Raw genomic sequence first — 25,774 nt, 5'->3', positions numbered from 1 at the left:
TGCAGAAGCGGGCGTGGAAATCCAAGCGCGATGTGGCTAGGCGCATCGGTATGAGCGAGAACCCCTCCTACACCTACGCCGATGCCGGCGTTTCGATCGCTGCCGGTAATGCGCTGGTGCGCGCCATCGGTCCCCTCGCCCGCTCGACCCGGCGCGCTGGAGCGGATGCCGATCTCGGGGGATTCGGCGGGCTGTTCGATCTGAAGGCGGCAGGCTTCGTCGATCCGCTGCTGGTCGCGGCGAACGACGGCGTCGGCACCAAGCTGAAGCTGGCGATCGAGTGGGACCGGCATGAGGGCGTCGGGGTCGATCTGGTCGCGATGTGTGCGAACGACCTGATCGTGCAGGGTGCGGAGCCGCTGTTCTTCCTCGATTATTATGCCAGCGGCAAGCTGGAGGCGGGGATCGCCGAACGCGTGATCGCCTCCATCGCGGAAGGATGCCGGCAGGCAGACTGCGCGCTGATCGGTGGAGAGACGGCGGAAATGCCGGGTATGTACGCACCCGGCGATTACGATCTGGCGGGCTTCTGCGTCGGCGCGGTCGAGCGCGATCGGTTGCTGACCGGCCAGACGATTGCGGCTGGCGACGTGGTGCTGGGGCTGGCGTCCAGCGGGGTGCATTCCAACGGCTTCTCGCTGGTACGGCGACTGGCGGCGGACAAGGGATGGAAGCTGGACCGTCCGGCGCTTTTCGACGCGGACAGGCTGCTGATCGACCATTTGATGGCGCCGACGCGAATCTATGTCGCGAGCCTGCTGCCGCTGCTGCGCGAGGGACGGATCAAGGGTTTGGCGCATATCACGGGCGGCGGGCTGCTGGAGAATATCCCGCGCGTTCTGCCGGCGGAAGCGCATGCCGTTATCGATGCAGACGCTTGGGAGCAGCCGCGGCTGATGGCGTATCTGCAGGCGCAGGGAGCGATCGAGCCGGAAGAGATGGCGCGCACCTTCAACTGCGGAATCGGCATGGCCGTGATCGTTGCCGCCGATGAGTCGGACACCGTCACGGCGGCGTTGACCGCCGCCGGCGAGAGCGTCGCGACGATCGGCCGGATCGAGGCGGGGCCACGCGGCTGCACTGTGCGCGGCTCCGCCGAGACCTGGAGCGCCCGTGGCGACTGGACGGCGAGCCATGTCCAATAGCCAGCGCGTCGCCATCCTGATCTCCGGTCGGGGATCGAACATGATGGCGCTTGTAGAGCAGGCGCGTGGTTACGAGGTGGTGCTGGTCGCCTCCGACAAGCCGGAGGCTGCCGGCCTGGTCTGGGCGCGCGAACGTGGGCTTGCGACGTTTGCGTCGAGCCCGAAAGGGATTGGAAAAGCGGCGTACGAGGCGCAACTCGACGCGGCGCTGCGAAAGGCAGAGGTCGGGACGATCGCGCTTGCCGGCTATATGCGCCTGATTTCCGACGACTTCGTCGCGCGCTGGCGCGGACGGATCGTCAACATACATCCCTCACTGCTGCCCCTCTACAAAGGCCTCGACACCCACGCGCGGGCGATCGCGGCCGGCGACGAGTATGCTGGCTGTTCAGTGCATGTCGTGACCGAGGAACTGGACGGCGGCGCGGTGCTGGGGCAATCGCGGGTGGCGGTTTTGCCGGACGACGACGCCGAGACGCTGGCGGCGCGGGTTCTGGCGGCCGAACATGCGTTATACCCGCGCATCCTGTCGGAGTTCGTGATGACGCCCATCGATCGTATCCGTGAGACCGCGTTGAGACTGCCCGAGACGGAGGAGCGGCCGAGTGATGAGAGGGTGGGCTTCTTTGTGGACGGTGAGTTGTTCGCACAGGTTCGCGACGATCATCACGGCGATGGCCTGTACATCATGCGCGTGCGGACGAGCGGTGACGACGAGCGGGCGATGTTGCCGGAGGCGGCGCCCGACACCCGTTCGCTGTCTGCTTCCGGATGGGTCGACGTGACCCTGTCGGGCGATGTCGATTGGACGCTGGTCGACGATCGTATCGCGCGGAGTTGGGAACTGGCCGCCCCCGCCCGCTTGCTGGAAGCGGGTGGCCGGTGAGCGAGACGTCGGAACAGGCGACCCGCCGCCGCTGGGTGACGCTGGCGGAAGTCGTCGCGGTTGCGGGCGTCGTGATCGCCGGCCTGACCTTCTACACCGGCTGGGCCGACCGGCGCGCCGATCAGGAAGCGCGGGTCGCCGACAAATCGAGCGAAGCGCGCGAGCGAGCCCGCGTCGATCTGGTCGCGACGGTCGAGGATGGCGGCAAGCGCCTGGCGATCAAGGACGAAAAGCACGACTTGCAGGATCTGGCGGTGCTGTTCCCCAAGGCGCTGGGTGTCGCGCCGGAGCGACCGGTTGCGGATATCGCCATCGATGTGAGTGCGATCGAAGCACCGATGCTGAAGCTGACGGACGGCGGTGCGGACGATCGCGCCGGGCGGCTGCCGGTGCTGCTGACGGTGCGGTACTGGGACGGCGATGCGGCGCGCACGTCGACGGCGATCTATGACCTGATCTGGCGGACCGAGGGACGCGTGCTGCGCGGTCGGACGTTGCGACTCGAAGGCATGCGCCTCCATGAACGCGGCGGTAATCAGGCGCGGGTCGATGCCTTGTGGGCGCGCGAGAAGATTTGAACCCGGTAACGCCCGCGTAAACTACTGCCGGATTGGCTTGACGGTATCGCGAGGCGAACGTCCGAACCTTTGACGATAACGCCGGCCGAAGTCGCTCATATGCGTGAAGCCCCAGATGGTGGCGATATCCTGAATGCTGAGGTCGCTTTCGAGTTGCAAGGCCGCATGCACCCGATCCAACCGGCGCGAGATGAGGTATTGCACCGGACTGCACCCGACATGCCGCCTGAAACCCGTCTGCAAGGCGCGAGCATTGAGGCCGGCGGCGTGCGCGATATCGGATATCCGGATCGCCCGGCGGAGGTTCGCTTCGATGAAGTCCAGCGCGAGCTTGATCGGTCTGACCGAGATGTCCGCCGGCTTCGGCGTCATCGACCCGCCGCTCGACGGCCACGCACTGACGAACTGGTAGACGAGAAGCTCCTGAAGCAACGGCACGGTCAGGTCGTTATCGATCCGGCGGACAAGTTGGTCCTGCAGGACAGCCAGCGTCTGTCGCAACGCTGCCAGACCGGGACTATTTGCATCGACGACCGATAGGAACCGAGGGAGAAGGACGGACTCCGAACCGCTTAGCGTTCGGCAGGCGCGTTCGACGGCGTCACGGCCGATGCTCGCCGTCGTAGCCGAGAATCCAGCTGACGCCTGCTCGTGGTGCATTTCCCCAAAGGACGCGCACATCGCCTGATCGAACCCCACGACCGTTCCTTCGCCGCGCTTGTCGTCGCGAAGCATGAAGCCGGTCCGCACGAAGCGGATGGTGATGAGATCGGCCGCGAGCTTCGGGCGACTGATGAAGCCGTGGCGGGCTCGCGTCGTCCAGATGCTAAGCGTCTCGCTTTGGCTACCCTCGAATGCCAGATGAACCGCACTTCTGGGTGTTGGTTCGAACTGCACGGCGATACCGCCGGCATCGTTGACGGCGTCGAGTTGCAGAGTGGTGGTGATCTCGTGAACGAAGCGCGGTTGCGGCCGCCAGATCGCCGACCTACGCAAGGCTCCGCGACCATCGGATCGGCCTATGTCGTTCAGATCGAGGTTCAAAGTCGAATCGCTCAACGACTACACACCTTTCCTATTGACATGTTGTATTTGCGCCGCACTCCCGCGAAGAGCGAGTATCAACTTCCCGCGAGCATTGGGAGCGTACGCCTCCGCCGCCCTGCAAACGGAACGCTCGGATTAGCATCATTGCGAAAACGGACGAAGGTGAGTGTTGGTCGGGCGGAAACAGCCGCCGACCTAAATGGCGCTGTCACGCTGAGCACATATTCCACGAATGAACACTGCGCCTTATAAACCCATGTAAGTTAAGGCTCGATAAACATTGACAACATTTGCTCTCGTCGGCGGTCTTTACCGCCCGGGTGCGCCATAAAGACGTCCTCAACAACGCCATGCCCGGAATTCACATGAACCACTTTTTCTGCAAGTATATTCCGCCGCGTTCGGACTTCCTAGACACGCTGTCAGCCGTGGAAGTCGAGCTGCTGATGATGCAGCGCTATTGGCAGCAGGGGCTGGCGAAAAAGCGCCGGATCGTGGCGTGCGGGCCGGTGCTGGACCCGAACGGCGCGTACGGCGTGGCACTCTACACCCTGTCGGACGACGAAGAGATCACCGCATTGCTCGCGGACGATCCGCTGATGAAGGCCGGCCTCGGTGTTTATGAATGTCACCCGATGCTCGAGGTGACGGCGTTGCGCTGATGCTTCGACATCGAGCCGTGGCCCCCGATCATCGTTACCCGGACGAGCTTCCAGTCAGAGCCCGCGCGTAGACGCGGTCGTCGTGCCAGGTCGCGCCGACCTTGAAGCGGCGATCGGCGACGACGCTGAATCCTTGCCGCTCGTAAAAGGCGCAGGCGCGGTGATTGGTCGCGAGGACGCCCAGCAGCATGCGGGTGTGGCCGAGGGCGCGGGCATCTGTGATCGCGCGGTCCATCAGCGCCGATCCCAGCCCCGTGCCGCGCGCCGTCGATAGCGTGTAGATGCGGCGCAATTCAATGTCGCCCGGCATGATGTCGCCAACCGCGTCGGGCGTGGTCAGGACGGTGTAACCTACGGGCGCATCGCCGTCCGGATGGGTCGCGAGCGTCGCGATGCTGACGGGATCGGCGATCCAGCGGGCGAACATCGCGGGTGCGCTCTTGTTCGTCACGTGCGCGACGATGTCGTCGCCGGACAGGGTGCCGGCGAACGTCTCGAGGAAGCTGGCGGCCGCAACGAGCGACAGGGCCGGCGCATCGCCTGCCTCCGCCCGTCGCAGCCGCCACGGCATCAGCCGACGATCTCTTCCGGCTTGAAGAAGTACGCGATCTCGATCTCGGCATTTTCGTCCGAATCCGAACCGTGGACGGTGTTCGCCTCGATCGACTCGGCCAGTTCCTTGCGGATCGTGCCCGGCTCGGCATTGGCGGGGTTGGTCGCGCCCATGATGTCGCGGTTGCGCTGCATGGCGTTCTCGCCCTCCAGCACCTGCACGACGACCGGGCCGGAGATCATGAATTCGACCAGATCGTTGAAGAACGGACGCTCGCGGTGAACGGCGTAGAAGCCCTCGGCCTGCTCGCGGCTCATCTGGATGCGCTTGGACGCGACGACGCGCAGACCGGCTTCCTCCAGCATCTTGGTGACGGCGCCGGTGATGTTGCGACGCGTGGCGTCGGGCTTGATGATCGAAAAGGTACGGTTCGCGGCCATGACGGTCACGGGCTCCTGTCTGATGGGGAGGAAAGTCGCGTCGCCCCTAGTCGGGGGCGGAGCGGAAGGCAACAACACCCGCTGGTCAGGCGGCCTGTTCCCAGCGCCCCGCGTCGTTCTGCTTCCAATAGCGGCGCTGGACGCCCTCGCGATCGGCGAGCGCTTTCCACGCCAACCGTGCCTCGCGGATGCGATCGTCGTCGAAGAAATGGAAGGCGCGATCGAAATCGAGCGCGTCGTCGCGCCAGACGCCATCGACCAGCGCGACGTTGCGCGCACGATTGGCCGCGTTGACGTCGGGCGCGATCAGTACCGGCTGAACGGTATCATCCGCCTGTCCCAGTTGTGCGTGTGGAAGGAAGCTGGTCGGTGCGTAGCTCCACAGCAGGCGGTCGAGCGCGTCACGCTGGGCAGGCTCGCTCGCGACGATCAACAGGCGCCCACCGCTCGCCACCACCTTCTCCGCGATCTGGGGAAGCGCGCGGTCGAGCGGAGTGGCGGTGAGATGGTAGAAGTCGACCTGCATGCGGGCGGTCTAGCGGCGGCGTGGCGTGGCGGGAAGATACCCGCCGTCATGCCCGGCATGTGCCGGCATGACGCTTGGATTTGCAGGTGGAGCCGATCGCGCTGCCTTCAAGTCGGCTCGGCGCGGACGGATCAGGGACGATCCCGTTCGCGCCGAGCGCCGGAGCGTACGCCCCTACTTCTCGAAATTGTCCGCCACGAAGCGGTCGAGCAGCTTCACGCCGTAGCCGGTCGCGCCCTTGTCATAGCCGGGGCCGGGCTTGTCGGACCAGACCATGCCGGCAATGTCGAGGTGCGCCCATTTCACGCCCTCGTCGACGAAGCGCTTGATGAACTGCGCCGCGGTGATCGATCCGCCACCGCGCGGGCCGACATTCTTCATGTCGGCGATCGGGCTGTCGATCAGCTTGTCGTAGGTCGCCGACAGCGGGAACCGCCAGAGCTTGTCGTCGGTCGCCAGACCCGCTGCGGCGAGCTGCGCGGCGAGATCGTCGTCGTTGGAGAACAGCCCGCCATATTCGTTGCCGAGCGCGACGATCATCGCGCCGGTCAGCGTCGCGAGATCGACGATCGTCTTCGGACGGAACGTGCGCTGCGTCCAGGTGATCGCATCCGCCAGCACCAGCCGCCCCTCGGCGTCGGTGTTCAGCACCTCGATCGTCTGGCCGGACATCGACGTCACGACGTCACCCGGCCGCGTCGCGAGGCCGTCCGGCATGTTCTCGACCAAACCGCAGACGCCGACCACGTTCGCCTTCGCCTTGCGCGTGGCAAGGGCGCGCATCGCACCGACGACGGCACCGGCGCCGCCCATGTCCCACTTCATGTCCTCCATACCGGCGGCCGGCTTGATCGAGATGCCGCCGGAGTCGAACGTCACGCCCTTGCCGACCAGCGCAAGGTCGGGATCGCCCTCCCCCGCTCCGTTCCAGCGCAAGGCGAGGACACGGGCCTCGCGTGCCGAGCCGAGGCTGACCGACAGCAGCGAGCCCATGCCCAGCTCGCGCATCGCATCCTCGTCGAGGACGGTAATTTCCAGCCCCAGCCCCTCGACATCGGCGCGGACACGCTCGACGAAGGTTTCGGGGTAGATGATGTTCGCCGGCTCCGCGACGAGCGTCCGGGTGAGCGCCAGCCCCTTGGTTAGTGCATCCTGATGCAGCCACGCCGCGTCCGTACCCTCGGGCGCGCCGGCGATGGTCAACGCGGTCAATGTCGGCTTGGCGGTTTCGGCCAGCTTGGTTCGGTACACGTCATGCCGCCATGCGCGCTGCGCCGCGGTTGCGGCCAGCTTCGCCACCGCCGCTGGCGACGGCGCGTTCGCCAGCGCCGACAGGTCGACGGTCGCCTCCGTCGCACCGGAGGTCAGCAGCTTCGCCACGATCGCGCCACCCGCCTTGCGCCAGCCGGTTTCGTCGTTGCCGACGCCGACGAGCAAGATGTGCCGGACGGTTTCGGCCTCTCCCGCACTGACGAACAGCTCGACGGTGGAGCCCGCTTCACCCGAAAAGCGCGACGCGGATGAGGCCGCCTCCGCGACGCGACGCGTGGCGTCGCCGGTCCACCGGGTTCGGGCCAGCGCGTCCTTCTCGACGGGGATGACGAGAATGGCCGCATCGGCGGCCGCAGCGGGCGCGAAATGAATCTGCATGAAGTCCTCGGTTGATGAACATCACATCTAGGATTGCGGAGTGGGATGACAAGCGCGGCGTGGCCGGGACGGCAGCGGGCGATAAAGCACGACGTTGCGGGACCGCGCGGGGTGCGATAGGCGCAGAGCGTGTCGCTGTCCTGTCAGGAGGCCCGCGTCGACGTGTTGAAGGGGACGGGTTTCTTGCCGCGTATCGACCTGTTCGCCGGGTGTGCCGTGATGGCGTGCGCGGTCGGCCTGACCACCAGCGCCACCGCGCAGGACCTTCAGGACCGTCCTGTCGCGCCGCCGGCCGGCGACCCGATCGCGGGCGCCCCGCCCGCCGCCGACGATCAAGTGCAGTTCGCGGCCGGCGCGCTGGAGTATGACTCCGAAGGCGATATCGTCACCGCCAGGGGCGACGTGCGGATGATCCGCCAGGGGCAACGGCTGCGCGCCGATCAGGTGGTCTGGAACCGCAAGACGGGCAAGGTCGTGGCGACCGGCGACATCGCCGTCACCAATCCGCAGGGCGACATCGCTTACGGCGACCGCATCGACCTGACCGACACGCTGAAGGACGGCGTGGTCGACAACATGCTCGTCGTGCTGGAACAGGGCGGACGGCTCGCGGCCGCGAAGGGTACGCGGTCGGAGGACGGCACGGTTACGCTGGAGACCGCCGCCTACACCCCCTGCGCGGTCGAGACGTCGAAAGGCTGCCCGAAGGAGCCGAGCTGGAAGATCACCGCGATCAAGGTGACGTATCGGCCGGACAGGCAGCGCGTCTATTACGCCGGTGGGCGGCTGGACCTGTTCGGCCTGCCCGCGCTGCCGCTGCCGCGTTTTTCGCATCCGGTCGGCGGGTCGAGCGACAGTGGACTTCTCAGTCCGCAGTTCAGCTACAGCCGGGTCAACGGGCTGGAACTGGCGACGCCCTATTTCATCAAGCTCGCGCCCAATCGCGGCCTGACGCTGACGCCGCATATCTATTCCAGCGTGCTGCCGATGGCGGAGGCGGATTACTCGCAACTGTCGGAGCGGGGGGCGTTCCGGCTGCATGGCTATGTCACCGAAAGCCGGCGGAGCGACGACCTGAACACGGTCGATCCGACCGATACCGAGATGGCACTGCGCGGCTATATCGACGGTGTTGCACGGTACCAGTTCACACCGGAGTGGAGCGCGAGCGGATCGCTGCGGCTGGCGACCGACCGCACGTTCCTGCGCCGGTACGATATTTCGCGCGACGACCGGCTGCGGAATACGGCGACGTTGCAGCGGATCGGCACCGACAGCTATTTTGCGATCAGCGGCTGGGCTGTGCAGACGCTGCGCGTCAACGACAGGCAGGGCCTTCAGCCGATCGCGCTGCCCGAGATCGACTACCGCCGCCTCTTCGCCGATCCGCTGCTGGGCGGGCGCATCCAGTTGCAGGTCAACAGCCTCGCGCTGGCGCGGACGGACGGACAGGACACGCAGCGCGCGTTCGCCAGCCTGCAATGGGACGTCCGGCGGCTGACCAACTGGGGGCAGGAGGTGACGTTCACCGCCTTTGCGCGGGGTGATGCCTACAACACCAACGATACGCTCTCGACCGCGGTCGTCACCTATCGCGGCACAGAAGGATTTCAGGGCCGGGCGATCGGGGCGCTGGCGGCGGACGTGAAGTGGCCGTTCGTCGGCAGCTTTCTCGGCGGAACGCAGCGGCTGACCCCGCGCGTGCAGCTGGTTGCGGCACCGCGGATCAAGAACCTGTCGATCCCGAACGAGGATTCGCGCGCGGTCGACCTCGACGACACCAACCTGTTCGCGCTCAACCGTTTCCCTGGGTACGACCGGTTCGAGGATTCGTCGCGCGCCACTTACGGTGCGGAGTACGCGCTCGACCTGCCGGGCTTCAGCCTGGATACAGTCATCGGTCAGAGTTATCGGCTGTCGACGCGCGCGACGATCCTGCCGGACGGTACCGGGCTCAGCGACCGGTTCTCCGACTACACGGGACGCACCGAGGCGCGGTTCCGCGACTTCGTGTCGATCGTGCATCGCTACCGTCTGGATAAAGACAGCTTCCGGGTGCGCCGGAACGAGGTGGATGCGACCGTCGGCAGTCGTTCGACCTATGCATTGGTCGGCTATCTGAAGCTGAACCGCGACATCGACCAGACCGAGGATCTGCGCGACCGCGAGGAGGTTCGCGTCGGCGGCCGGGTTCAGATCGCACGCTTCTGGTCGGTGTTCGGCTCGGCGATCGTCGATCTGACGAATCGCGACGAGGACGTGCTGTCGCTGGCCGACGGTTTTGATCCGATCCGCCACCGGCTGGGCGTGCAGTATGAGGACGACTGCATCCGGCTGGGCGTGACGTGGCGGCGCGATTACCGGCAGATCGGCGATGCGCGGAAGGGGAACAACTTCCTGTTGACGCTGGCGTTGACGAACCTCGGCCGCTAAGCGCGGGTTCAGTATCGCCGGGGTAGTCGCGTCGTCTTTCGAGATGATCGCGCAAGTGGGACAGGTAGGCCGAGTGAATCAGCATCGTCGTTGGACCCTCCTGGCGGGTAGCCTGATGGGCATCGCCGCCGTCGCCGCAAGCGCGGTCGCGCAGACCGTCCAGGACAATAGCGTGCCGCAGGCGCCGCTGGATATTCCCGCCAACCTCCAGATCTTCGGCAAGCTCGATCCCAACGTCCGCAAGCCGACCGCGATCGTCAACAACACGGTCATCACCGGAACCGATGTCGATCAGCGCGTCGGACTGGTGCTGGCCGCGAACAACAGCGGACAGGTTAGCGCCGAGGATCGCGAGCGGCTGAAGTTGCAGGTGCTCCGCCAGTTGATCGACGAGACGCTCCAGATCCAGGAAGCGCGAACGAACGACATCACGATCACCAAGCCGGAGATTGACCAGAGCTACGACCGGGTCGCCCGCAACTTCAATCGCAACCCGCAGCAGATGGCGGCATTCCTGCGCGAGGCGGGATCATCGGAAAAGTCGCTGAAGCGCCAGATCGAGGGCGAACTCGCGTGGCAGCGGTTCCTGCGTCGCAAGGTCGAGCCGTTCGTCAACATCGGCGATCAGGAAGTAAAGGCGATCCTCGACCGGCTGGAGGCCAGCAAGGGTACCGAGGAATATAACCTCCGCGAGATCTACCTGTCGGCGAACGATGCCACGGCGCAGCAGGTCGTGACCAACGCGCGTGGGATCATCACCGAAATCCAGAAAGGCCAGCAGCCGTTCGAGTATTTCGCGCGGCAATTCTCCGAAGCGTCGACGCGTGCGGTCGGGGGCGACCTCGGCTGGGTCCGCACCGCGGTGCTGCCGGCCGAACTGGCGGCGGCGGCGCAGCAGATGCAGGTCGGGCAGGTCGCCGGACCGATCGAGGTACCCGGCGGCGTATCGATCCTGTACCTGACTGACAAGCGGCAGGTGCTGACCGCCGATCCGCGCGATGCTAAGCTGAGCCTGAAGCAGCTGACGTTACGCTTCCCGGACGGCACCACGCAGGCGCAGGCGACTCAGCGCGCAGAGGCGTTTACCAAGGCGCTGGCGAACATCCAGGGTTGCGGTACGGTCGCGAAGGTGGCCGGCAGCGTCGGCGCCGAAGTCGTCGACAACGACACGGTGCGCGTCCGCGACCTGCCGCCGCAGCTGGGTGATATCATGCTGAAGTTGCAGATCGGTCAGTCGACGCCGCCATTCGGCTCGCCCGAACAGGGCGTGCGCGCGCTGGTGCTGTGTGGTCGCGACGATCCCAAGAGCGGGCAGTTGCCGACGAGCGATCAGGTCGAGAACCAGCTTCAGTCGCAGCGCGTCAACCTGCGCGCGCAGCAGAAGCTGCGCGATCTGCGACGCGACGCCGTCGTCGAGTATCGCTGAGGCCGCGGGTGTGACTCCGCTCGCGGTGTCGATCGGCGATCCGGCCGGCGTCGGGCCGGAGATCGTCGCCAAGGCTTGGGATGCGCGGGCGTCGCGCGGTTTGCCGCCGTTCTTCGTCGTCGGTGACGCGCGGTCGATCGCCCGCGTCTGGGCCGGACCGATCGCGGAGATCGACGATCCGCAGGCGGCGCTGGACGCGTTCGATCAAGCCCTGCCGGTGCTGACCGTCCATGATGCGGGCGAGATCACGCCGGGTGTACCCGATGTGGAGGGTGCGCGCTGTGCGCTGCAATCGCTGGAGCTGGCGGTCGGGCTGGTACGGTCGGGGGCGGCACGAGCGCTGGTGACCGGGCCTGTCGCGAAGATCCACCTGTATGCGATCGGCTTCGAGTATCCGGGCCAGACCGAATTCGTGGCGGAGCGGTGCGGCATCGCTGGCGAGAACGCGGTGATGATGCTGGCCGGACCGGACCTGCGCGTCGTGCCCATGACCACGCATGTGCCGCTCTCTGCGGTGCCGGACCTGATCACGGTAGACCTCGTGCTGGCGAAGGCACGGGCGACGGCGCGTGGGCTGACGCGCAATTTCGGCATCGAACGGCCACGGCTGGCGGTTGCCGGGCTGAACCCGCATGCGGGGGAGAGCGGTGCGCTGGGCCGCGAGGAGATCGAGGTGCTGGAGCCGGCGATCGCGCAGCTGGTGGCGGAGGGGCTGGACGTGACCGGGCCCTATGCGGCGGACACGCTGTTCCACCCCAGAGCGCGGGCGCGGTACGATGCGGCGCTGTGCTGTTACCACGACCAAGCGCTGGTGCCGATCAAGACGCTGTTCTTCGACGACGGGGTGAACATGACGCTGGGCCTGCCGATCGTGCGGACGTCGCCCGACCACGGCACCGCCTTCGCCATCGCCGGACAAAACCGCGCGGAGCCGGGTGCGATGATCGCGGCGATCGCGATGGCAGCGGAGGCCGCGGACCGCCGCGCCGCGTCGGGGATATGACCCCCCTCACCCCGTTGCCGCCGCTGCGCGACGTGATCGCGCGTCACGGCCTGTCGGCGTCGAAGGCGCTGGGTCAGAATTTCCTGTTCGACGGGCAGTTGCTCGACCGCATCGCGGCGGTGCCGGGCGACCTGACCGATGCCGAGGTGCTGGAGGTGGGCCCCGGTCCGGGCGGGCTGACGCGGGCGCTGTTGAAGGCCGGGGCGCGGGTCACCGCGATCGAACGCGATGCGCGCTGCATGCCGGCGCTGGCCGAGCTGAGCGAGGCGTTTCCGGGGCGGCTGCGCGTGATCGAGGGCGATGCGTTGGCGATCGACATGCCGACGCTGTTCGAGGGCAAGCCGCATATCGTCAGCAATCTACCCTATAATGTCGGTACGGCGCTGCTGATCGGGTGGCTTTCCGCAGAGTGGCAGCCGTGGTGGCAGAGTTGCACGCTGATGTTCCAGAAGGAAGTCGCGGACCGGATCGTGGCCGGCGTCGACAGCCCGGCTTACGGCCGGCTGGCGGTGCTGGCGCAGTGGCGGAGCGTGCCGCGGATCGCGATGCCGGTGCACCGGTCGGCCTTTACCCCGCCGCCGAAGGTCATGTCCGCGGTGGTCCACATCGTGCCGGTCGAGCCGCCGGCTGGCGTGCGGCTGGCGACGTTGGAGCGGGTGACGGCGGCGGCGTTCGGGCAGCGGCGCAAGATGTTGCGGCAGAGCCTGAAGGGGGTGCCGGGCGCGCTGGACGCTTTGAATACAGTAGGGATCGAGGCGACACGTCGCGCCGAGACGGTGTCGGTGTCGGAGTTCGTGGAGGTCGCGCGGGTTCTGGGGTGATCGCCGCGCTGCTGTGACTATTCCTTGGACACGCCGGGTTTCGGATCGACCTGTGCTGTGGTGATCGGCGGGCCCTTCTGGATGGCGGCGGCCAGCGTCGTCGCTTCGGGGCACTGGCCCTTGCAGAGCGTCTTGAGCTTCGTGAGGTTGGCGCGCGCTTGAGTCAGGGCGCCCTTGTGGACCAGCGCGGTCCCCTGCCCGGCCAGCGCGGCGCGGTCGTTCGGCTCCAGCAGCAACGCCTCGCGGTAGAGGCGGATCGCCTTGCCCGGCAGGTCGCGGGCGTCGGCAACCTCGGCCAGCACGACGAACGCGCCGCGGTTGCGCGGATCGACTGCGACGGCGGTTTCGAGCAGGTCGGTCGCGCCGTCGAGATTGCCGGCAGCCTTGGCCGCGCGCCCCTCGGTCAGCAACTGCATCGATCGGGCGTCGATCTGGTCGTCGGGCCGCTGGCCGCTAAGCGAAGTGGACAGGCTCACGGTTGCCAGCAGACCGGCAAGGGCGAGGCACGAAACACGCATGATCGTCTCCGAAGGCGACATTGTGACGACGGCTACCACGCAGCCCGGAGGCGCGCGACAAAAAACCCGTCCGTGCCATCCGTGCCGGGATCGAGCCGCAGCCCCTTCCCGCGCGGACGCCCGGCCGGCAGGCCGAGCAGGTCCACGGTCCAGCCGGAATGGCGGGCGAGGAAGGCGTCCACCTGCCCCGCGCCCTCTTCGTCGAGGAGCGAGCAGACGATGTAGACGAGGTGGCCACCGGGCTTCACCAAGGCCGCGCCGAGATCGAGGACGTGCGCCTGCAATGCCTGCAGCTTGGTCAGGCGATCGGGCGTCAGCCGCCAGCGCGCCTCCGGATTGCGGCGCCACGTGCCGGTGCCCGAGCAGGGCGCATCGACCAGCACGCCGTCCGCCTGCCCGACGAGGTCGGCCAGCATATCGTCTTCCTGGCCGGGATTGAGCAGGCGGGTGCGGACGATCGATACGCCGGCGCGCTCGGCGCGCGGGGCGAGGCGCGACAGGCGAGTGCGGTCGGTATCGCAGGCGATCAGTACGCCCTCGTTGTTCATGCGCGCGGCGAGCGCCAGCGTCTTGCCGCCGGCACCCGCGCACAGGTCGACGATGTTCATGCCCGGTTGTGCCGGCAGCGCGAGGCCGACGATCTGGCTGCCCTCGTCCTGCACCTCGATCGCGCCGTCGGCGAAGGCGGGCAGTTGTTCGATATTGGTGCCGGACGGCAATCGCCAGCCGCCGCTGACGCGGAGTTCAACGGCGTCGGGAAGGTCGGGCGCCGGCTTGAGGCTGTTGGCGCGGATATCGAGCGGCGCGCGGTCGACCAGCGATTGCAGCGGCACGTCGGATTTGGCGAGCGACGCCTCTAGCCAAGCCGGCGCGATGCCGCTTGTGGCGCGCGGTTCGCCAGCATCGATCGGCGCGGGGCCGTAGGGCGAGCCGTCGAACGTGGCGGCGAGGTCCGTGTCCTCGTCGGTCAGCGCCAGCATGGCGGCGCGGCCGCTCACCGGAAGGTCGCCGGCGCGGCGGATCGCGGCGTAGACGAGTTCGCGGACGGCCCGGCGGTCCTTCGATCCGGCATACCGACGCTGGGCGAAGAACCGCGTCGCGAGGGTGTCGGCCGCCGCACCGCCCTCGCGGGCGGCGGTGATGATCTGATCGAGCAGGTCGATCGCGGCCTGGGTTCTGGCGGCGGGGGTCATCGGAAGGTTAGCCTAAGGTTAGTCCAACGCGACGTTTCGCGAAGGGATGTGCGGAGCGGTTGGTCCGCGAAAACGCGGTGGACCGTTGGAAGAGTTGGCATCTCTGACCGCCTGCCATTCCCAGTAGATTTCGCGGCATGACGATACGCTGCCCTCGCACGCACGCTCATGCCGCAACCCGTGACAGATCGGCACCGTGTAGGACAGCGCCGAACGTCACGCTGAGCATCAGCGCGTCGGATAATTCGGGGCCTCGCGCGTGATCGTCACGTCGTGGACGTGGCTTTCCTTCAGGCCCGCGCCGGTGATCTGGACGAACTGCGCGCGGCTCTGGAGGTCGGGAATGGTGCGCGATCCGGTGTATCCCATCGCCGCCTTCACGCCGCCGACGAGCTGATGGATGACGTCGCGCGCAGGTCCCTTGAAGGCGACCTGACCCTCGATCCCCTCCGGCACCAGCTTCATCTGGTCCTTGATATCGCCCTGGAAATAGCGATCCGCCGAGCCGCGGCCCATCGCGCCGACCGAGCCCATGCCGCGATACGACTTGTAGGCGCGACCCTGATACAGGAACGTCTCGCCCGGTGCTTCCTCGGTGCCCGCGAGCAGCGATCCGACCATGCAGGTGGACGCGCCGGCGGCCAGCGCCTTGGCGAGATCGCCCGACGTGCGCAGGCCGCCGTCGGCGATTACCGGCACGCCGGCCTTCGCACCTTCCTCGGCGCAGTCCATCACGGCGGTCAACTGCGGCACACCGACGCCGGCGACGACGCGCGTGGTGCAGATCGATCCGGGGCCGATGCCAACCTTGATCCCGTCCGCGCCCGCGTCGATCAGCGCCTTCGTGGCCTCGCCCGTCGCGACGTTGCCGGCGACGACCTGAACCGAGTTGGACAGCTTCTTCACGCGGGCGACGGCGGCGGCGACTTCGCGATTATGGCCATGCGCGGTGTCGATGATGATGAGGTCGCATTCGGCATCGACCAGCGCCTCGGTGCGCGCGAAGCCCTTGTCGCCGACGGTGGTGGCGGCGGCGACGCGCAGGCGGCCGGCGGCGTCCTTCGTGGCGGTGGGATAGGTCACCGCCTTCTCGATGTCCTTGACGGTGATGAGGCCGACGCAGGCGTAGTTGTCGTCGACGACCAGCAGCTTTTCGATGCGGCGCTGATGGAGCAGGCGGCGCGCCTCCTCCTGCCCGACACCGGTCGACACGGTCGCGAGATTGTCGCGCGTCATCAGTTCGGCGACCGGCTGCTTCGGGTTTTCGGCGAAGCGGACGTCGCGGTTGGTCAGGATGCCGACGAGGCGACCGTTCGCCTCCACGACGGGAATACCGCTGATCCGGTGGCGGGCCATCAGCGCCTGTGCTTCGGCGAGCGTCGCGGTCGGCGCGATCGTGTAGGGGTTGACGACCATGCCGCTTTCGAAGCGCTTGACCTGTCGCACCGCGGCGACCTGTTCCTCGACGGTCAGGTTGCGGTGGAGCACGCCGATGCCGCCGAGCTGGGCCATGACGATCGCCATGTCCGCCTCCGTCACCGTATCCATCGCGGCGGACAATACCGGGATATTCAACGCGATACCGCGCGTCACGCGGGTGCGGGTATCCGCCTCGCTCGGCAGCACGTCCGACTCCGCGGGGACCAGAAGGACATCGTCGAAGGTGAGGCCGAGGCGGATGGTCATGGGCGTCCTGCTAAATGGGTTGCGGGCCATGTAGCCCCGCGACGCCTGTATCGCTAGGGTGTCGGCATCATCGAGGGGATCGCGCTATGGGCCTGACCGTCGCCGCACTGGGGCTGCTGCTGGTGCTTCTGTATCTGTTCACGAGCATCAAGATCGTGCGGCAGGGCTATCAGTACACGATCGAGCATTTCGGGCGGTACACGACCACCGCCGCGCCCGGTTTCAACTTCTACCCGGCGTTCTTCTATCGCGTCGGCCGCAAGGTGAACATGATGGAGCAGGTGATCGACATTCCCGGTCAGGAGATCATCACCAAGGACAACGCCATCGTATCCACCGACGGCGTGGTGTTCTTTCAGGTGCTGGACGCAGCGAAGGCGGCGTACGAGGTGTCGGACCTGTACGTCGCGCTGTTGCAGCTGACGACGACGAACCTGCGCACGGTGATGGGGTCGATGGATCTGGACGAAACCCTGTCGAAGCGGGACGAGATCAACGCGCGGTTGTTGTCGGTGGTCGATCACGCGACAGTGCCGTGGGGCGTGAAGATCACCCGCGTCGAGATCAAGGATATCCGCCCGCCCGCCGACATCGTCACCGCAATGGGCCGGCAGATGAAGGCGGAGCGCGAGAAGCGTGCCAACATCCTCGAAGCCGAGGGCACGCGCGCGTCGGAGATTTTGCGCGCCGAGGGCCAGAAGCAGGCACGCATTCTGGAAGCCGAGGGCCGTCGTGAGTCGGCGTTCCGAGACTCCGAAGCGCGCGAGCGGGCGGCGGAAGCGGAAGCCAAGGCGACGCAGGTCGTATCCGACGCAATCGAGTCCGGCGGTACGCAGGCGATCAACTATTTCATCGCGCAGAAATATGTCGAGGCGATCGGCAAATTCGCCACCAGCCCGAACGCGAAGACGATCCTGTTCCCGGTCGAGGCGACGCAGCTGATGGGCACGCTGGGCGGGATCGGCGAACTGGCGAAGGATGCACTGGGCGAGCGTAACGCCAAGACGGACGCGCCCACACCCAAGCGGGGGCCGTTTGAACTGCCCAAGCCATGAGTCTTGACGCCATCGGCGGACCCGCTGGGGCGTGGCTCGCGGCGGCGCTGGTACTGGGGATCGCCGAACTGCTGATCCCGGGCGTGTTCCTGGTGTTCGTCGCGATCGCGGCGGCGATCACCGGCATCGCGACATGGGCGCTGCCCGACCTGCCGGGCGCGGTGCAGATCGGCAGCTTCGCGGTGTGGAGCGTCGTGACGGTGCTGATCGGGCGGCGCTGGTACACCGACTATCCGGTCGGTGGCGGCGACGTGCGGCTGAACGACCGGGCGGGCCGGATGATCGGCGAGGTCGTGACAGTGGAGGTGGCGATCGTCGACGGCCACGGGCGGGTTCGCGTGGGCGACGGGTCGTGGCCGGCGCGAGGGCCGGATGCGGCGGCCGGCACGCGGGTGCGGGTGGTGCGGGTCGAGCATGGGGTCGCGGTGGTGGAATTGCTTCCGCCGCAGTGACCCTCACACGTCCGGCGCTCCGTGCCTTCCTCCCTTTCCCGCGAGGAAAAGGGAGGGAGGGTTGGGTCAGGCGGCGATCTTCGGGGCGGACTGACGAACCCCTTCGTCGACATGATCTGCGAACTGCGCGAAGTTTTCGACGAACAGGTCGACCAGCTTGGCGGCGGTGGCGTCGTAGGCTGCCTTGTCCGCCCACGTCTCGCGAGGGTCGAGCATCGCCGTATCGACGCCCGGCACCGCGACGGGCACCTTGAAGCCGAAGTTTGGATCGGTGCGGAACTCGGCATCGTTCAGGCTGCCGTCGAGCGCGGCGTTGAGCAGCGCGCGGGTGGCCTTGATCGGCATCCGGTTGCCGACGCCGTACTTCCCGCCGGTCCAGCCGGTGTTGACCAGCCAGCAATCGACATTGCCGCGGGCGATGCGCTCCTTCAGCAGGTTGCCGTAGATCGACGGGTGGCGCGGCATGAACGGCGCGCCGAAGCAGGTCGAGAAGGTCGCGTCCGGCTCGGTCACGCCGATCTCCGTCCCTGCCACGCGTGCGGTGTACCCCGACAGGAAGTGATACATAGCCTGGTCGGGGGTCAGCTTGGCGATCGGCGGCAGCACGCCGTACGCATCGGCCGTCAGCATGACGATGTTGGACGGCACGCCGCCCATATTCTCCTCTGACGCGTTCGGGATGAAGTCGATCGGATAGGCGCCGCGGCTGTTCTCCGCGAGGCTGTTGTCGTGGAGGTCGAGCTGGCGCGTGACCGGGTCCATGACGACGTTTTCGAGCACGGTGCCGAACCGCTTGGTCGTCGCGAAAATCTCCGGCTCCGCATCGGCGGACAGGCGGATCATCTTGGCGTAGCAGCCGCCCTCGAAGTTGAAGACAGCGTCGTCGGACCAGCCATGCTCGTCGTCGCCGATCAGCGTGCGGCTGGCATCGGCGCTGAGCGTCGTCTTGCCGGTGCCGGACAGGCCGAAGAATACCGCGGTGCGGCCGTCCGCGCCCATATTGGCCGAGCAATGCATCGGCATCACGCCCTTCGGCGGGAGCAGATAGTTGAGGAGCCCGAAGACGGACTTCTTCATCTCGCCCGCGTAGCGCGTGCCGCCGATCAGGATCAGCTTCTCGGTCAGGTTGACCGCGATCACCGTATCCGACCGCGTACCGTGGCGCGACGGATCGGCGCGGAAGCTGGGCAGGTCGATGATCGTGTAATCGGGCCGGAAGCCGCGCAGTTCATGCTCCTCCGGGCGGACCAGCATCGTGCGGATGAACAGATTGTGCCACGCCAGCTCGTTCAGAACGCGGACGCGGACGCGGTTGCCCGGCTGCGAACCGCCGTACAGGTCCTGCACGTACAGGTCCTCGCGACGCTTCAGCGCGGTGAAGAAATCGGCCTTCAGGACGGCGAAATGCTCGGGTGTCATCGCCTTGTTCGACTTGCCCCACCAGACGGTATCCTCCGTCTCCGCATCGCGGACGATGAACTTGTCCTGCGCGGAGCGACCGGTGTGCGCGCCGGTCTCGACCACCAGCGGGCCGTCGGCGGAGAGCTTGCCTTCCTTGCGGGCGACCGAGGCCTCGACCAGCCGCGCGGTCACGAGGTTCCAGTGGAGGTCGGCGCGCGTTTCGATACCCTGCGCCTCGAGGCCCGATTCCGGGATGCGTTCGTTCAAGATCCTGTCCTTTTCCCTACCCACGTCGCGGTCTTCGCCGCATACGTATGCCTAAGTCCCATCGCATAGGCAGCGGCGAGGAGACCGTCAAACGCGTGTTGTCTAGCTTATGTTGAGGCGTGTCCCGGTTTGGACTAGGCGGAGTGTCCCTGACACATCCGGGCGGGATCATGACGGCCACCATCGCGCTCGTCGACGACGATCGCAACATCCTGACCTCGGTGTCGATCGCGCTTCAGGCGGAGGGTTTCCTGACACGGGTCTATGCCGATAGCGAGGCGGCGCTGAAGGCGTTGTTGGAGAACCCGGCCGACCTGGCGATCTTCGACATCAAGATGCCGCGGATGGACGGGTTGGAGCTGCTGCGGCGCCTGCGCGAGAAGAGCGCGATGCCGGTCATCTTCCTGACCAGCAAGGACGACGAGCTGGACGAGGCGCTGGGGCTGGCAATGGGCGCGGACGATTATATCGCCAAGCCGTTCAGCCAGCGGCTGCTGATCGCCCGCGTCCGCGCCATCCTGCGCCGGACGGAGGCGATCCTGCCGACCGGCGAGGCCGAGGCGGCGGCCAAGCCGCTGGAGCGCGGCCGGCTGGCGATGGACCCGGCGCGGCACCGCACGACGTGGGACGGACAGGCGGTGACGCTGACCGTGACCGAGTTCCTGATCCTGGAGACGCTGGCGCAGCGACCGGGCATCGTGAAGACGCGTAACCAATTGATGGATGCCGCCTATCAGGACGACATCTATGTCGACGATCGCACGATCGACAGCCACATCAAACGCGTCCGCCGCAAGTTCCGCCAGATCGATCCGGAGTTCGACGCGATCGAAACGCTCTACGGTGCCGGTTATCGCTTCTCCGAGGAATAGCGCGCGGCCGTCCGAGATGGATGGTGACGGCCCGGACGATACGCACGAATTGTCGCTGCGGTGGTCGGGGCGGATTTCGCTGACGCAGCGGATCCTCGCCGTGAACATCATCGCGCTGCTGATGCTGGCGGGCGGCTTCTTCTATCTCGATTCGTACCGCAGCCGGGTGGTCGACAGCCGGGTCGAGCAAGCGACGCGCGAGGCGCGGCTGATCGCGGAGGCGATCCGCGCGGGTCGGCCGGACGATCGCGACGCGTTGATCCTGCGGCTGGCGACGGAAACCGGGGCGCGACTGAGGCTGGTGGGCGCCGACGGTACGTTCGCGGACAGCCGGCGGCTGGGCTTGCGCAACTTCGTGCTGCAGGACCCCGACCGCGACTGGTACGACCAGCGGATCGCGCGGTTCCTGGACGGAGTGATCGACACCGTCGTCGCGGCGCCCCGCCCTCCCCTGTACCGCGACCGCACCGCCCCGACCGGCTGGGACGAGGTGAAGCTGGCGCTGGCCGGCACCGGCGTCGCCGCGACGGTCTGGCGCGCGCCGGACCGGACGCCGGTCATCACCGCCGCGGCTCCGCTGACGCGCGGCACCGCCGTGCTGACCACGGTCAACGCGCGCGACATCACGCAGACGGTGCGGATCGAGCGGTTCCGCCTCAGCGTCGTGCTGCTGGTCGTGACCCTCGTGTCGGTGCTGCTGTCGTTGTTCCTGGCGCGGACGATCGTGCGGCCGCTGAGACGGCTGGCGCGGGCGGCCGTGCGGGTCCGGCGGGGACGTGCGCGCGAAGTGGTGGTGCCCCGCCTGCCGTCGCGGCGCGACGAGCTCGGGATGCTCGCACGGGCGCTGTCGGATATGAGCAGCGCCCTGCGGGTCAGGATCGACGCGACCGAGGCGTTCGCGGCGGACGTGACCCACGAATTGAAGAACCCCCTCGCCAGCCTGCGCTCCGCCGTCGATGGGCTGGCGAGCGTCAAGGACCCCGGCTTTCAGGCGCAGTTGCTGGCGATCGTGCAGGACGATGTGCGCCGGCTCGATCGGCTGATCACCGATATCTCGGAGGCGTCGCGGCTCGACGCGCAGCTCAGCCGCGCCAAGTTCGAGCCGGTCGACATCGGCCGGATGATCGCCGGCCTGCTCGACCAGCGCGAGGCGCGCGGGGCCGAGCGCGGCGTGCGGTTCCGGCTGGACGATCATGACGAGCCGCTGGTGGCGCTGGGGGAAGGCATGCGGCTGGAGCGGGTATTCGAGAACCTGCTAGACAATGCCGTGTCCTTCTCTCCCGATGACGGGCTGGTGACGATCGCCGCAGAGGCCGATGGCGACGAGCTGGTGGTCGCGGTCGAGGATGACGGGCCGGGCGTACCGGAGGAGGAGCGCGAGGCGATCTTCCGCCGGTTCCAGTCGATCCGCCCGGCCGGGGAAGCATTCGGGCAGCATTCCGGCCTCGGTCTCGCGATCGCGCGGGCGATCGTCGATGGGCATGGCGGCACGATCGCGGTAGAGGCGCGCGGGAACGGCGTCGCCGGTGCGCGGTTCGTCGTTCGCCTGCCGCTCGCCGACGCGACTTGAGGATGCTGCCATGACTTCGCTGTCGTCCGAGACGCTGCACGCGACGAGCATCGCGATCGAGGGCCACGCCGTGTTGATCGAGGGCCGGTCTGGCAGCGGCAAGTCCGATCTCGCGCTGAGACTGATCGATCGTGGTGCGGTGCTGGTCAGTGACGATTATACCCTCCTCGTCCGCCGCGACGGGCGGTTGCTGGCGCGACCGCCCGCGACGATCGCGGGACGAATCGAGGTGCGCGGTCTCGGCATCCTGCCGATGCCGCATGTCGAGGATGTGCCGGTGGTGCTGATCGTGCGGATCGACGACGACGTGCTGCGGATGCCCGAGCGGCGTGCGCGGCGGCTCGCCGGCATCGAGGTGCCGCAGGTGGCGCTCGCGCCGTTCGAGGCCAGCGCGCCGATCAAGCTGGAGATGGCGTTGCGACGCGAAGTGGGCGGGATACCATCAGCATGAGTCAGGCAGCATGAGCCAGGAAGTCCTGCTCGTCACCGGCCTGTCGGGGGCCGGCAAGTCGACGGTGTTGAAGACGCTGGAGGATCTGGGCTGGGAGGTCGTCGACAATCTGCCGCTGGTCCTGCTCGACCGGTTGCTCGACGCGCCGCTGCCGGCGGGTGTGGACGGGCGGCGGCAGCGGCTGGCGCTGGGGATCGGTGCGCGGACACGCGACTTCGATCCGGCGCGGATCGTCGACCGGATCGGGCGGATGCGTGAGGATCACGGGCTGGAGGTCGGGATGCTGTTCCTCGACTGCGCCGGCGCGGAACTGGAGCGGCGCTATTCGGAAACGCGGCGGCGGCATCCGCTGGCGCTCGATCGCCCGGCGGCGGACGGGATCGCGTATGAGCGCGAGTTGCTCGCGCCCTTGCGGGATTTCGCCAACCGCCTGATCGACACGACCAGCCTGAACGCGCACGCATTGGGCTTGCAGGTGCGGCGGTCGTTCGGAGACGAGCAGGGTGGCGAGCCGGTGCTGTCGGTGATGTCGTTCGGTTTTTCGCGCGGCCTGCCCCGCGATGCCGATCTGGTGTTCGACATGCGATTCCTGCGCAACCCGCACTGGGTGCCGGACCTGCGGCCGGGCACCGGGCTGGACGCGGCGGTGGCCGATTATGTTGCCGCGGACCCGGCGTACGAGGAGGCGGTATCGCGGATCGAGGGACTGCTGGCGCTGCTGATCCCCCGCTACCGCGCGGAGGGGAAGGCGTACGTAACGGTGGCGATCGGGTGTACCGGAGGGAGACACCGGTCGGTCCATGTCGCCGAACGGATCGGCGGCTTCTTGCGCGGACGCGGATTTTCCCCCACGGTCCGGCATCGTGATTTGGAGGCGGCACCGCAGGACTCGCTGGAGGGTCCACGGTTGCGTCGGCAAGGATAGAATAGCCAGTTTATGATCGGGTTGGTTCTTGTGACCCACGGGCGACTCGCGGACGAGTTCGTGACCGCGATGGTGCACGTCGTCGGCCCGCAGGAGCGTGTGGCGACGATCGCGATCGGTCCGGACGACGATATGGAGGAACGCCGCGCCGACATCGCCGCGGCGATCGCGGCGGTCGATGCCGGCCGCGGCGTGATCGTGCTGACCGACCTGTTCGGCGGCACCCCGTCCAATCTCGCGATCAGCCTGATGGAACGTGGCCGGGTCGAGGTGATCGCGGGCATGAACCTGCCGATGCTGATCCGGCTGGGCTCCGCGCGCAAATCCATGAAGGTGGTCGATGCGGTCGCCGCCGCGCGCGAGGCGGGTCGTAAATATATTTCGGTGGCGTCCGAGGTTCTGGGAGAGGCCGCGGCATGAGCGTGCAGCGCACGGTGCAGATCACCAATCGGCGTGGCCTTCATGCGCGCGCCTCCGCCAAGTTCGTGACGCTCGCCGCCGCGCTGCCGTGCGAGGTCCATGTCTGCAAGGACGACGGTTCGGTGACGGGCACGTCGATCATGGGGCTGATGATGCTGGGCGCCGCGATGGGCGACAGCATCACGATCCGCGCGACCGGCGACGGCGCCGAGGAAGCGGTCGGCAAGCTCGCCGAACTGGTCGAGGCCAAGTTCGGCGAGGACTGACCTCTCCGATCGTCACCGTCATGCCGCGCCAGATCACCGCCTATTCCAACCCGCTCGTGAAGAGCGTCCGCGACCTGCGCGACAAGCGTCACCGGCGGGAGCAGCGGCGGTTCCTGGCCGAGGGACTGCGCATCCTGACCGAGGCACGCGAGGCCGGGCGGTTGCCGGTGATGCTGTTCTTCGCCGCGGCGAGCGCGGGGCATCCGCTAGTCCGCACGCTGGTCGACGAGGTGGAGCGCGCGGGCGGCGACGCGATCGAGACGACGCCGGACATCCTGTCGAAATTGTCGGGCAAGGATAATCCGCAGGCGGTGGTCGGGGTGTTCGAGGAGTTCGAGATCGGATTGGCCGATCTCGACCGGACGCAGGCGGGCATCTGGCTGGTTGCGGAGCGACTGCGCGATCCGGGTAATCTCGGCACGATCCTGCGCACCGGCGACGCTGTCGGTGCGGGGGGGCTGATCCTGGTTGGCGAGTGCGTCGATCCTTTTTCTGTCGAGGCGGTCCGCGCGAGCATGGGGGCGCTGTTCACGGTGCCGGTCGTCCGGTGCGAGTGGGGGGATTTTCTCGTGTGGCTGCGAAAGGGTCCGGGGCAGTTGGTCGGCCTGAGCCTCGACACCGAAGATGACTACCGTGCCGCTGAATACGCCGCACCGACCTTTCTGCTGACGGGCAACGAAGCGCAGGGGATGCCGGACGGCTATGCCGCGGCGTGCGATTTGCTGGTCAAGATCCCGATGCTGGGCAAGGCGGACAGCCTGAACGCCGCGGTCGCGACGGCGGTGATGGCGTACGAGGTGCTGGCCCAGCAGCGGGGGTAATCACTCGTCCAGCATCGCCGAGGTGATGCCGTGCGGGTCGAGGATGAATTCGCGGGTCAGGCGATAATGATCGGTCTCCTCCAGTTCCACCGCGTCGAGGCCGCCGCGCGACATCTGGAGCAGCGCCGCGCCCGGCAGCGCCATCAGGATGGGCGAGTGGGTCGCCATGATGACCTGCGTCCGGCCCTCGTTCTGCATCCGTCGCAGCAGTTTCAGGAAGTCGAACTGGCGCTTGGGCGACAGTGCGGACTCGGGTTCGTCGAAGATGAAAAGACCGGGGCGGGTACAGCGTTCCTCGAAGAAGCGCAGGAAGCCTTCGCCGTGGGAGTGGGACAGGAAGTCCGCTGACGGACTGCCGGCCGCGTCCAGATATCGGGCGACGGTGAAGAAACTCTCGGCGCGGAAGAACCAGCCCTGCCCGATCCGGGGCAGCCATGCGGCCTTCAACGCACGGGCCAGGTCGCCGCCGCCACGTTCGATGGCGGTGCTGTGGTCGACGGCACGATAGCCGGGACCGCCGCCGCCCTCGTCAAATCCGGCAAGGACGGCGATCCCTTCGAGCAGCGTCGACTTGCCGACGCCGTTCTCGCCGACGAGGATCGTGACGGGTGCGTCGAATTGCAGCTCGAACGGCCCGCGCGCGAACAGCGGCAGGCAGAACGGGTAGGCGGCGTGATCGACCAAGGCGTCCGGGTCGATCCACACGC

27 protein-coding genes are annotated in these 25,774 nt (G+C 67.3%); 17 read left to right on the top strand and 10 right to left on the bottom strand.

Annotated features, from left to right (window positions below):
- Positions 1 to 50: 50 nt before the first annotated feature.
- From purM to AC0CH8_RS10625, 3 genes are read left to right on the top strand one after another with little or no spacing between them, the layout of a single operon-like run.
- A complete protein-coding gene (purM, locus tag AC0CH8_RS10635) occupies positions 51 to 1,145 on the top strand; it encodes a phosphoribosylformylglycinamidine cyclo-ligase (RefSeq protein ID WP_465239977.1) in 1,095 nt (364 codons plus the stop codon).
- The gene (gene purN, locus AC0CH8_RS10630) at positions 1,135 to 2,031 is read left to right on the top strand and encodes a phosphoribosylglycinamide formyltransferase (protein WP_465239854.1); all 897 of its coding nucleotides are present in this window, start codon (positions 1,135 to 1,137) and stop codon (positions 2,029 to 2,031) included. The genes purM and purN overlap by 11 nt, the downstream gene beginning before the upstream one ends.
- Positions 2,028 to 2,609 carry a hypothetical protein gene (locus AC0CH8_RS10625; RefSeq protein ID WP_465239853.1) on the top strand — a complete coding sequence of 194 codons (582 nt, stop codon included), beginning with the start codon at positions 2,028 to 2,030 and terminating at the stop codon, positions 2,607 to 2,609. Before purN ends, AC0CH8_RS10625 begins: the two co-directional genes overlap by 4 nt.
- Positions 2,610 to 2,630: 21 nt before the next feature.
- On the opposite strand, the gene AC0CH8_RS10620 is transcribed toward AC0CH8_RS10625, so the two are convergent.
- Complete coding sequence (locus AC0CH8_RS10620; protein WP_465239852.1) at positions 2,631 to 3,668, bottom strand: AraC family transcriptional regulator; 1,038 nt, start codon at positions 3,666 to 3,668, stop codon at positions 2,631 to 2,633.
- Between the two features lie 308 nt (positions 3,669 to 3,976).
- Here AC0CH8_RS10620 and AC0CH8_RS10615 point away from each other — a divergent pair, with 308 nt between their 5' ends.
- On the top strand, positions 3,977 to 4,318 hold the full coding sequence (locus AC0CH8_RS10615; RefSeq protein WP_204193256.1) for a YciI family protein: 342 nt from the start codon (positions 3,977 to 3,979) through the stop codon (positions 4,316 to 4,318).
- Between the two features lie 34 nt (positions 4,319 to 4,352).
- Here AC0CH8_RS10615 and AC0CH8_RS10610 read toward each other — a convergent pair whose 3' ends face one another.
- The 4 genes from AC0CH8_RS10610 to AC0CH8_RS10595 form a co-directional block, all read right to left on the bottom strand.
- Positions 4,353 to 4,889 (bottom strand): N-acetyltransferase family protein, encoded by a 537-nt coding sequence (locus AC0CH8_RS10610; RefSeq protein ID WP_465239851.1) that lies wholly within the window; start codon positions 4,887 to 4,889, stop codon positions 4,353 to 4,355.
- Positions 4,889 to 5,311, bottom strand: a complete 423-nt coding sequence (ndk, locus tag AC0CH8_RS10605; protein ID WP_055843352.1) for a nucleoside-diphosphate kinase — start codon at positions 5,309 to 5,311, stop codon at positions 4,889 to 4,891. Before ndk ends, AC0CH8_RS10610 begins: the two co-directional genes overlap by 1 nt.
- Positions 5,312 to 5,396: 85 nt before the next feature.
- Positions 5,397 to 5,837 (bottom strand): DNA polymerase III subunit chi, encoded by a 441-nt coding sequence (locus tag AC0CH8_RS10600; RefSeq protein ID WP_204193254.1) that lies wholly within the window; start codon positions 5,835 to 5,837, stop codon positions 5,397 to 5,399.
- A 174-nt stretch (positions 5,838 to 6,011) separates the two neighbouring features.
- The gene (locus AC0CH8_RS10595; protein WP_465239850.1) at positions 6,012 to 7,487 is read right to left on the bottom strand and encodes a leucyl aminopeptidase; all 1,476 of its coding nucleotides are present in this window, start codon (positions 7,485 to 7,487) and stop codon (positions 6,012 to 6,014) included.
- 219 nt (positions 7,488 to 7,706) lie between these two features.
- On the opposite strand from AC0CH8_RS10595, the gene AC0CH8_RS10590 reads away from it, so the two are divergent.
- The 4 genes from AC0CH8_RS10590 to rsmA all read left to right on the top strand — a co-directional run bounded on the left by AC0CH8_RS10590 (position 7,707) and on the right by rsmA (position 13,170).
- A complete protein-coding gene (locus tag AC0CH8_RS10590) occupies positions 7,707 to 9,920 on the top strand; it encodes an LPS-assembly protein LptD (RefSeq protein ID WP_465239976.1) in 2,214 nt (737 codons plus the stop codon).
- A gap of 115 nt (positions 9,921 to 10,035) precedes the next feature.
- Positions 10,036 to 11,346, top strand: coding sequence for a peptidylprolyl isomerase (locus AC0CH8_RS10585; protein ID WP_465239849.1), 1,311 nt, complete (start codon positions 10,036 to 10,038; stop codon positions 11,344 to 11,346).
- A gap of 10 nt (positions 11,347 to 11,356) precedes the next feature.
- Complete coding sequence (gene pdxA, locus AC0CH8_RS10580; protein ID WP_465239848.1) at positions 11,357 to 12,349, top strand: 4-hydroxythreonine-4-phosphate dehydrogenase PdxA; 993 nt, start codon at positions 11,357 to 11,359, stop codon at positions 12,347 to 12,349.
- Complete coding sequence (gene rsmA, locus AC0CH8_RS10575; RefSeq protein ID WP_465239847.1) at positions 12,346 to 13,170, top strand: 16S rRNA (adenine(1518)-N(6)/adenine(1519)-N(6))-dimethyltransferase RsmA; 825 nt, start codon at positions 12,346 to 12,348, stop codon at positions 13,168 to 13,170. The genes pdxA and rsmA overlap by 4 nt, the downstream gene beginning before the upstream one ends.
- A 17-nt stretch (positions 13,171 to 13,187) precedes the next feature.
- Here the strand turns inward: rsmA and AC0CH8_RS10570 are convergent, their stop codons facing one another.
- The 3 genes from AC0CH8_RS10570 to guaB all read right to left on the bottom strand — a co-directional run bounded on the left by AC0CH8_RS10570 (position 13,188) and on the right by guaB (position 16,567).
- Positions 13,188 to 13,688: a tetratricopeptide repeat protein gene (locus AC0CH8_RS10570; protein ID WP_465239846.1), complete on the bottom strand. Its 501-nt coding sequence runs from the start codon at positions 13,686 to 13,688 to the stop codon at positions 13,188 to 13,190.
- A 32-nt stretch (positions 13,689 to 13,720) separates the two neighbouring features.
- Positions 13,721 to 14,881, bottom strand: a complete 1,161-nt coding sequence (locus AC0CH8_RS10565) for an RsmB/NOP family class I SAM-dependent RNA methyltransferase (protein ID WP_465239845.1) — start codon at positions 14,879 to 14,881, stop codon at positions 13,721 to 13,723.
- Positions 14,882 to 15,109: 228 nt separating this feature from the next.
- Positions 15,110 to 16,567, bottom strand: coding sequence for an IMP dehydrogenase (gene guaB, locus AC0CH8_RS10560; RefSeq protein WP_204193245.1), 1,458 nt, complete (start codon positions 16,565 to 16,567; stop codon positions 15,110 to 15,112).
- Between the two features lie 86 nt (positions 16,568 to 16,653).
- On the opposite strand from guaB, the gene AC0CH8_RS10555 reads away from it, so the two are divergent.
- Both AC0CH8_RS10555 and AC0CH8_RS10550 read left to right on the top strand, forming a co-directional pair.
- Positions 16,654 to 17,622 (top strand): SPFH domain-containing protein, encoded by a 969-nt coding sequence (locus AC0CH8_RS10555; protein ID WP_465239844.1) that lies wholly within the window; start codon positions 16,654 to 16,656, stop codon positions 17,620 to 17,622.
- Entirely contained in the window at positions 17,619 to 18,074 is a 456-nt protein-coding gene (locus tag AC0CH8_RS10550) for an NfeD family protein (protein WP_465239843.1), read from the top strand. The genes AC0CH8_RS10555 and AC0CH8_RS10550 overlap by 4 nt, the downstream gene beginning before the upstream one ends.
- Before the next feature lie 66 nt (positions 18,075 to 18,140).
- Here AC0CH8_RS10550 and AC0CH8_RS10545 read toward each other — a convergent pair whose 3' ends face one another.
- Positions 18,141 to 19,742, bottom strand: coding sequence for a phosphoenolpyruvate carboxykinase (locus AC0CH8_RS10545; RefSeq protein ID WP_465239842.1), 1,602 nt, complete (start codon positions 19,740 to 19,742; stop codon positions 18,141 to 18,143).
- A 170-nt stretch (positions 19,743 to 19,912) separates the two neighbouring features.
- Here AC0CH8_RS10545 and AC0CH8_RS10540 point away from each other — a divergent pair, with 170 nt between their 5' ends.
- The 7 genes from AC0CH8_RS10540 to AC0CH8_RS10510 are packed head-to-tail and all read left to right on the top strand — an operon-like array spanning position 19,913 to position 25,067.
- Positions 19,913 to 20,614 carry a response regulator transcription factor gene (locus AC0CH8_RS10540; RefSeq protein ID WP_204193239.1) on the top strand — a complete coding sequence of 234 codons (702 nt, stop codon included), beginning with the start codon at positions 19,913 to 19,915 and terminating at the stop codon, positions 20,612 to 20,614.
- Positions 20,615 to 20,630: 16 nt separating this feature from the next.
- A complete protein-coding gene (locus AC0CH8_RS10535; protein ID WP_239473915.1) occupies positions 20,631 to 22,184 on the top strand; it encodes a sensor histidine kinase in 1,554 nt (517 codons plus the stop codon).
- 10 nt (positions 22,185 to 22,194) lie between these two features.
- Entirely contained in the window at positions 22,195 to 22,635 is a 441-nt protein-coding gene (locus tag AC0CH8_RS10530; protein WP_465239841.1) for an HPr kinase/phosphorylase, read from the top strand.
- 10 nt (positions 22,636 to 22,645) lie between these two features.
- Entirely contained in the window at positions 22,646 to 23,560 is a 915-nt protein-coding gene (rapZ, locus tag AC0CH8_RS10525) for an RNase adapter RapZ (RefSeq protein WP_465239840.1), read from the top strand.
- A gap of 12 nt (positions 23,561 to 23,572) precedes the next feature.
- On the top strand, positions 23,573 to 23,980 hold the full coding sequence (locus AC0CH8_RS10520; RefSeq protein ID WP_465239839.1) for a PTS sugar transporter subunit IIA: 408 nt from the start codon (positions 23,573 to 23,575) through the stop codon (positions 23,978 to 23,980).
- Complete coding sequence (locus AC0CH8_RS10515) at positions 23,977 to 24,246, top strand: HPr family phosphocarrier protein (RefSeq protein WP_204193231.1); 270 nt, start codon at positions 23,977 to 23,979, stop codon at positions 24,244 to 24,246. Before AC0CH8_RS10520 ends, AC0CH8_RS10515 begins: the two co-directional genes overlap by 4 nt.
- Positions 24,247 to 24,266: 20 nt before the next feature.
- On the top strand, positions 24,267 to 25,067 hold the full coding sequence (locus AC0CH8_RS10510) for a TrmH family RNA methyltransferase (protein ID WP_465239838.1): 801 nt from the start codon (positions 24,267 to 24,269) through the stop codon (positions 25,065 to 25,067).
- Here the strand turns inward: AC0CH8_RS10510 and AC0CH8_RS10505 are convergent, their stop codons facing one another.
- A complete protein-coding gene (locus tag AC0CH8_RS10505) occupies positions 25,068 to 25,772 on the bottom strand; it encodes an AAA family ATPase (RefSeq protein WP_465239837.1) in 705 nt (234 codons plus the stop codon).
- Between the last annotated feature and the right edge of the window lie 2 nt (positions 25,773 to 25,774).

The sequence above is a fragment of the Sphingomonas sp. AC435 genome (assembly GCF_979253005.1).
The sequence above is the reverse complement of the archived record's forward strand: the minus strand, read 5'-3'. Positions and strand labels throughout refer to the sequence as shown.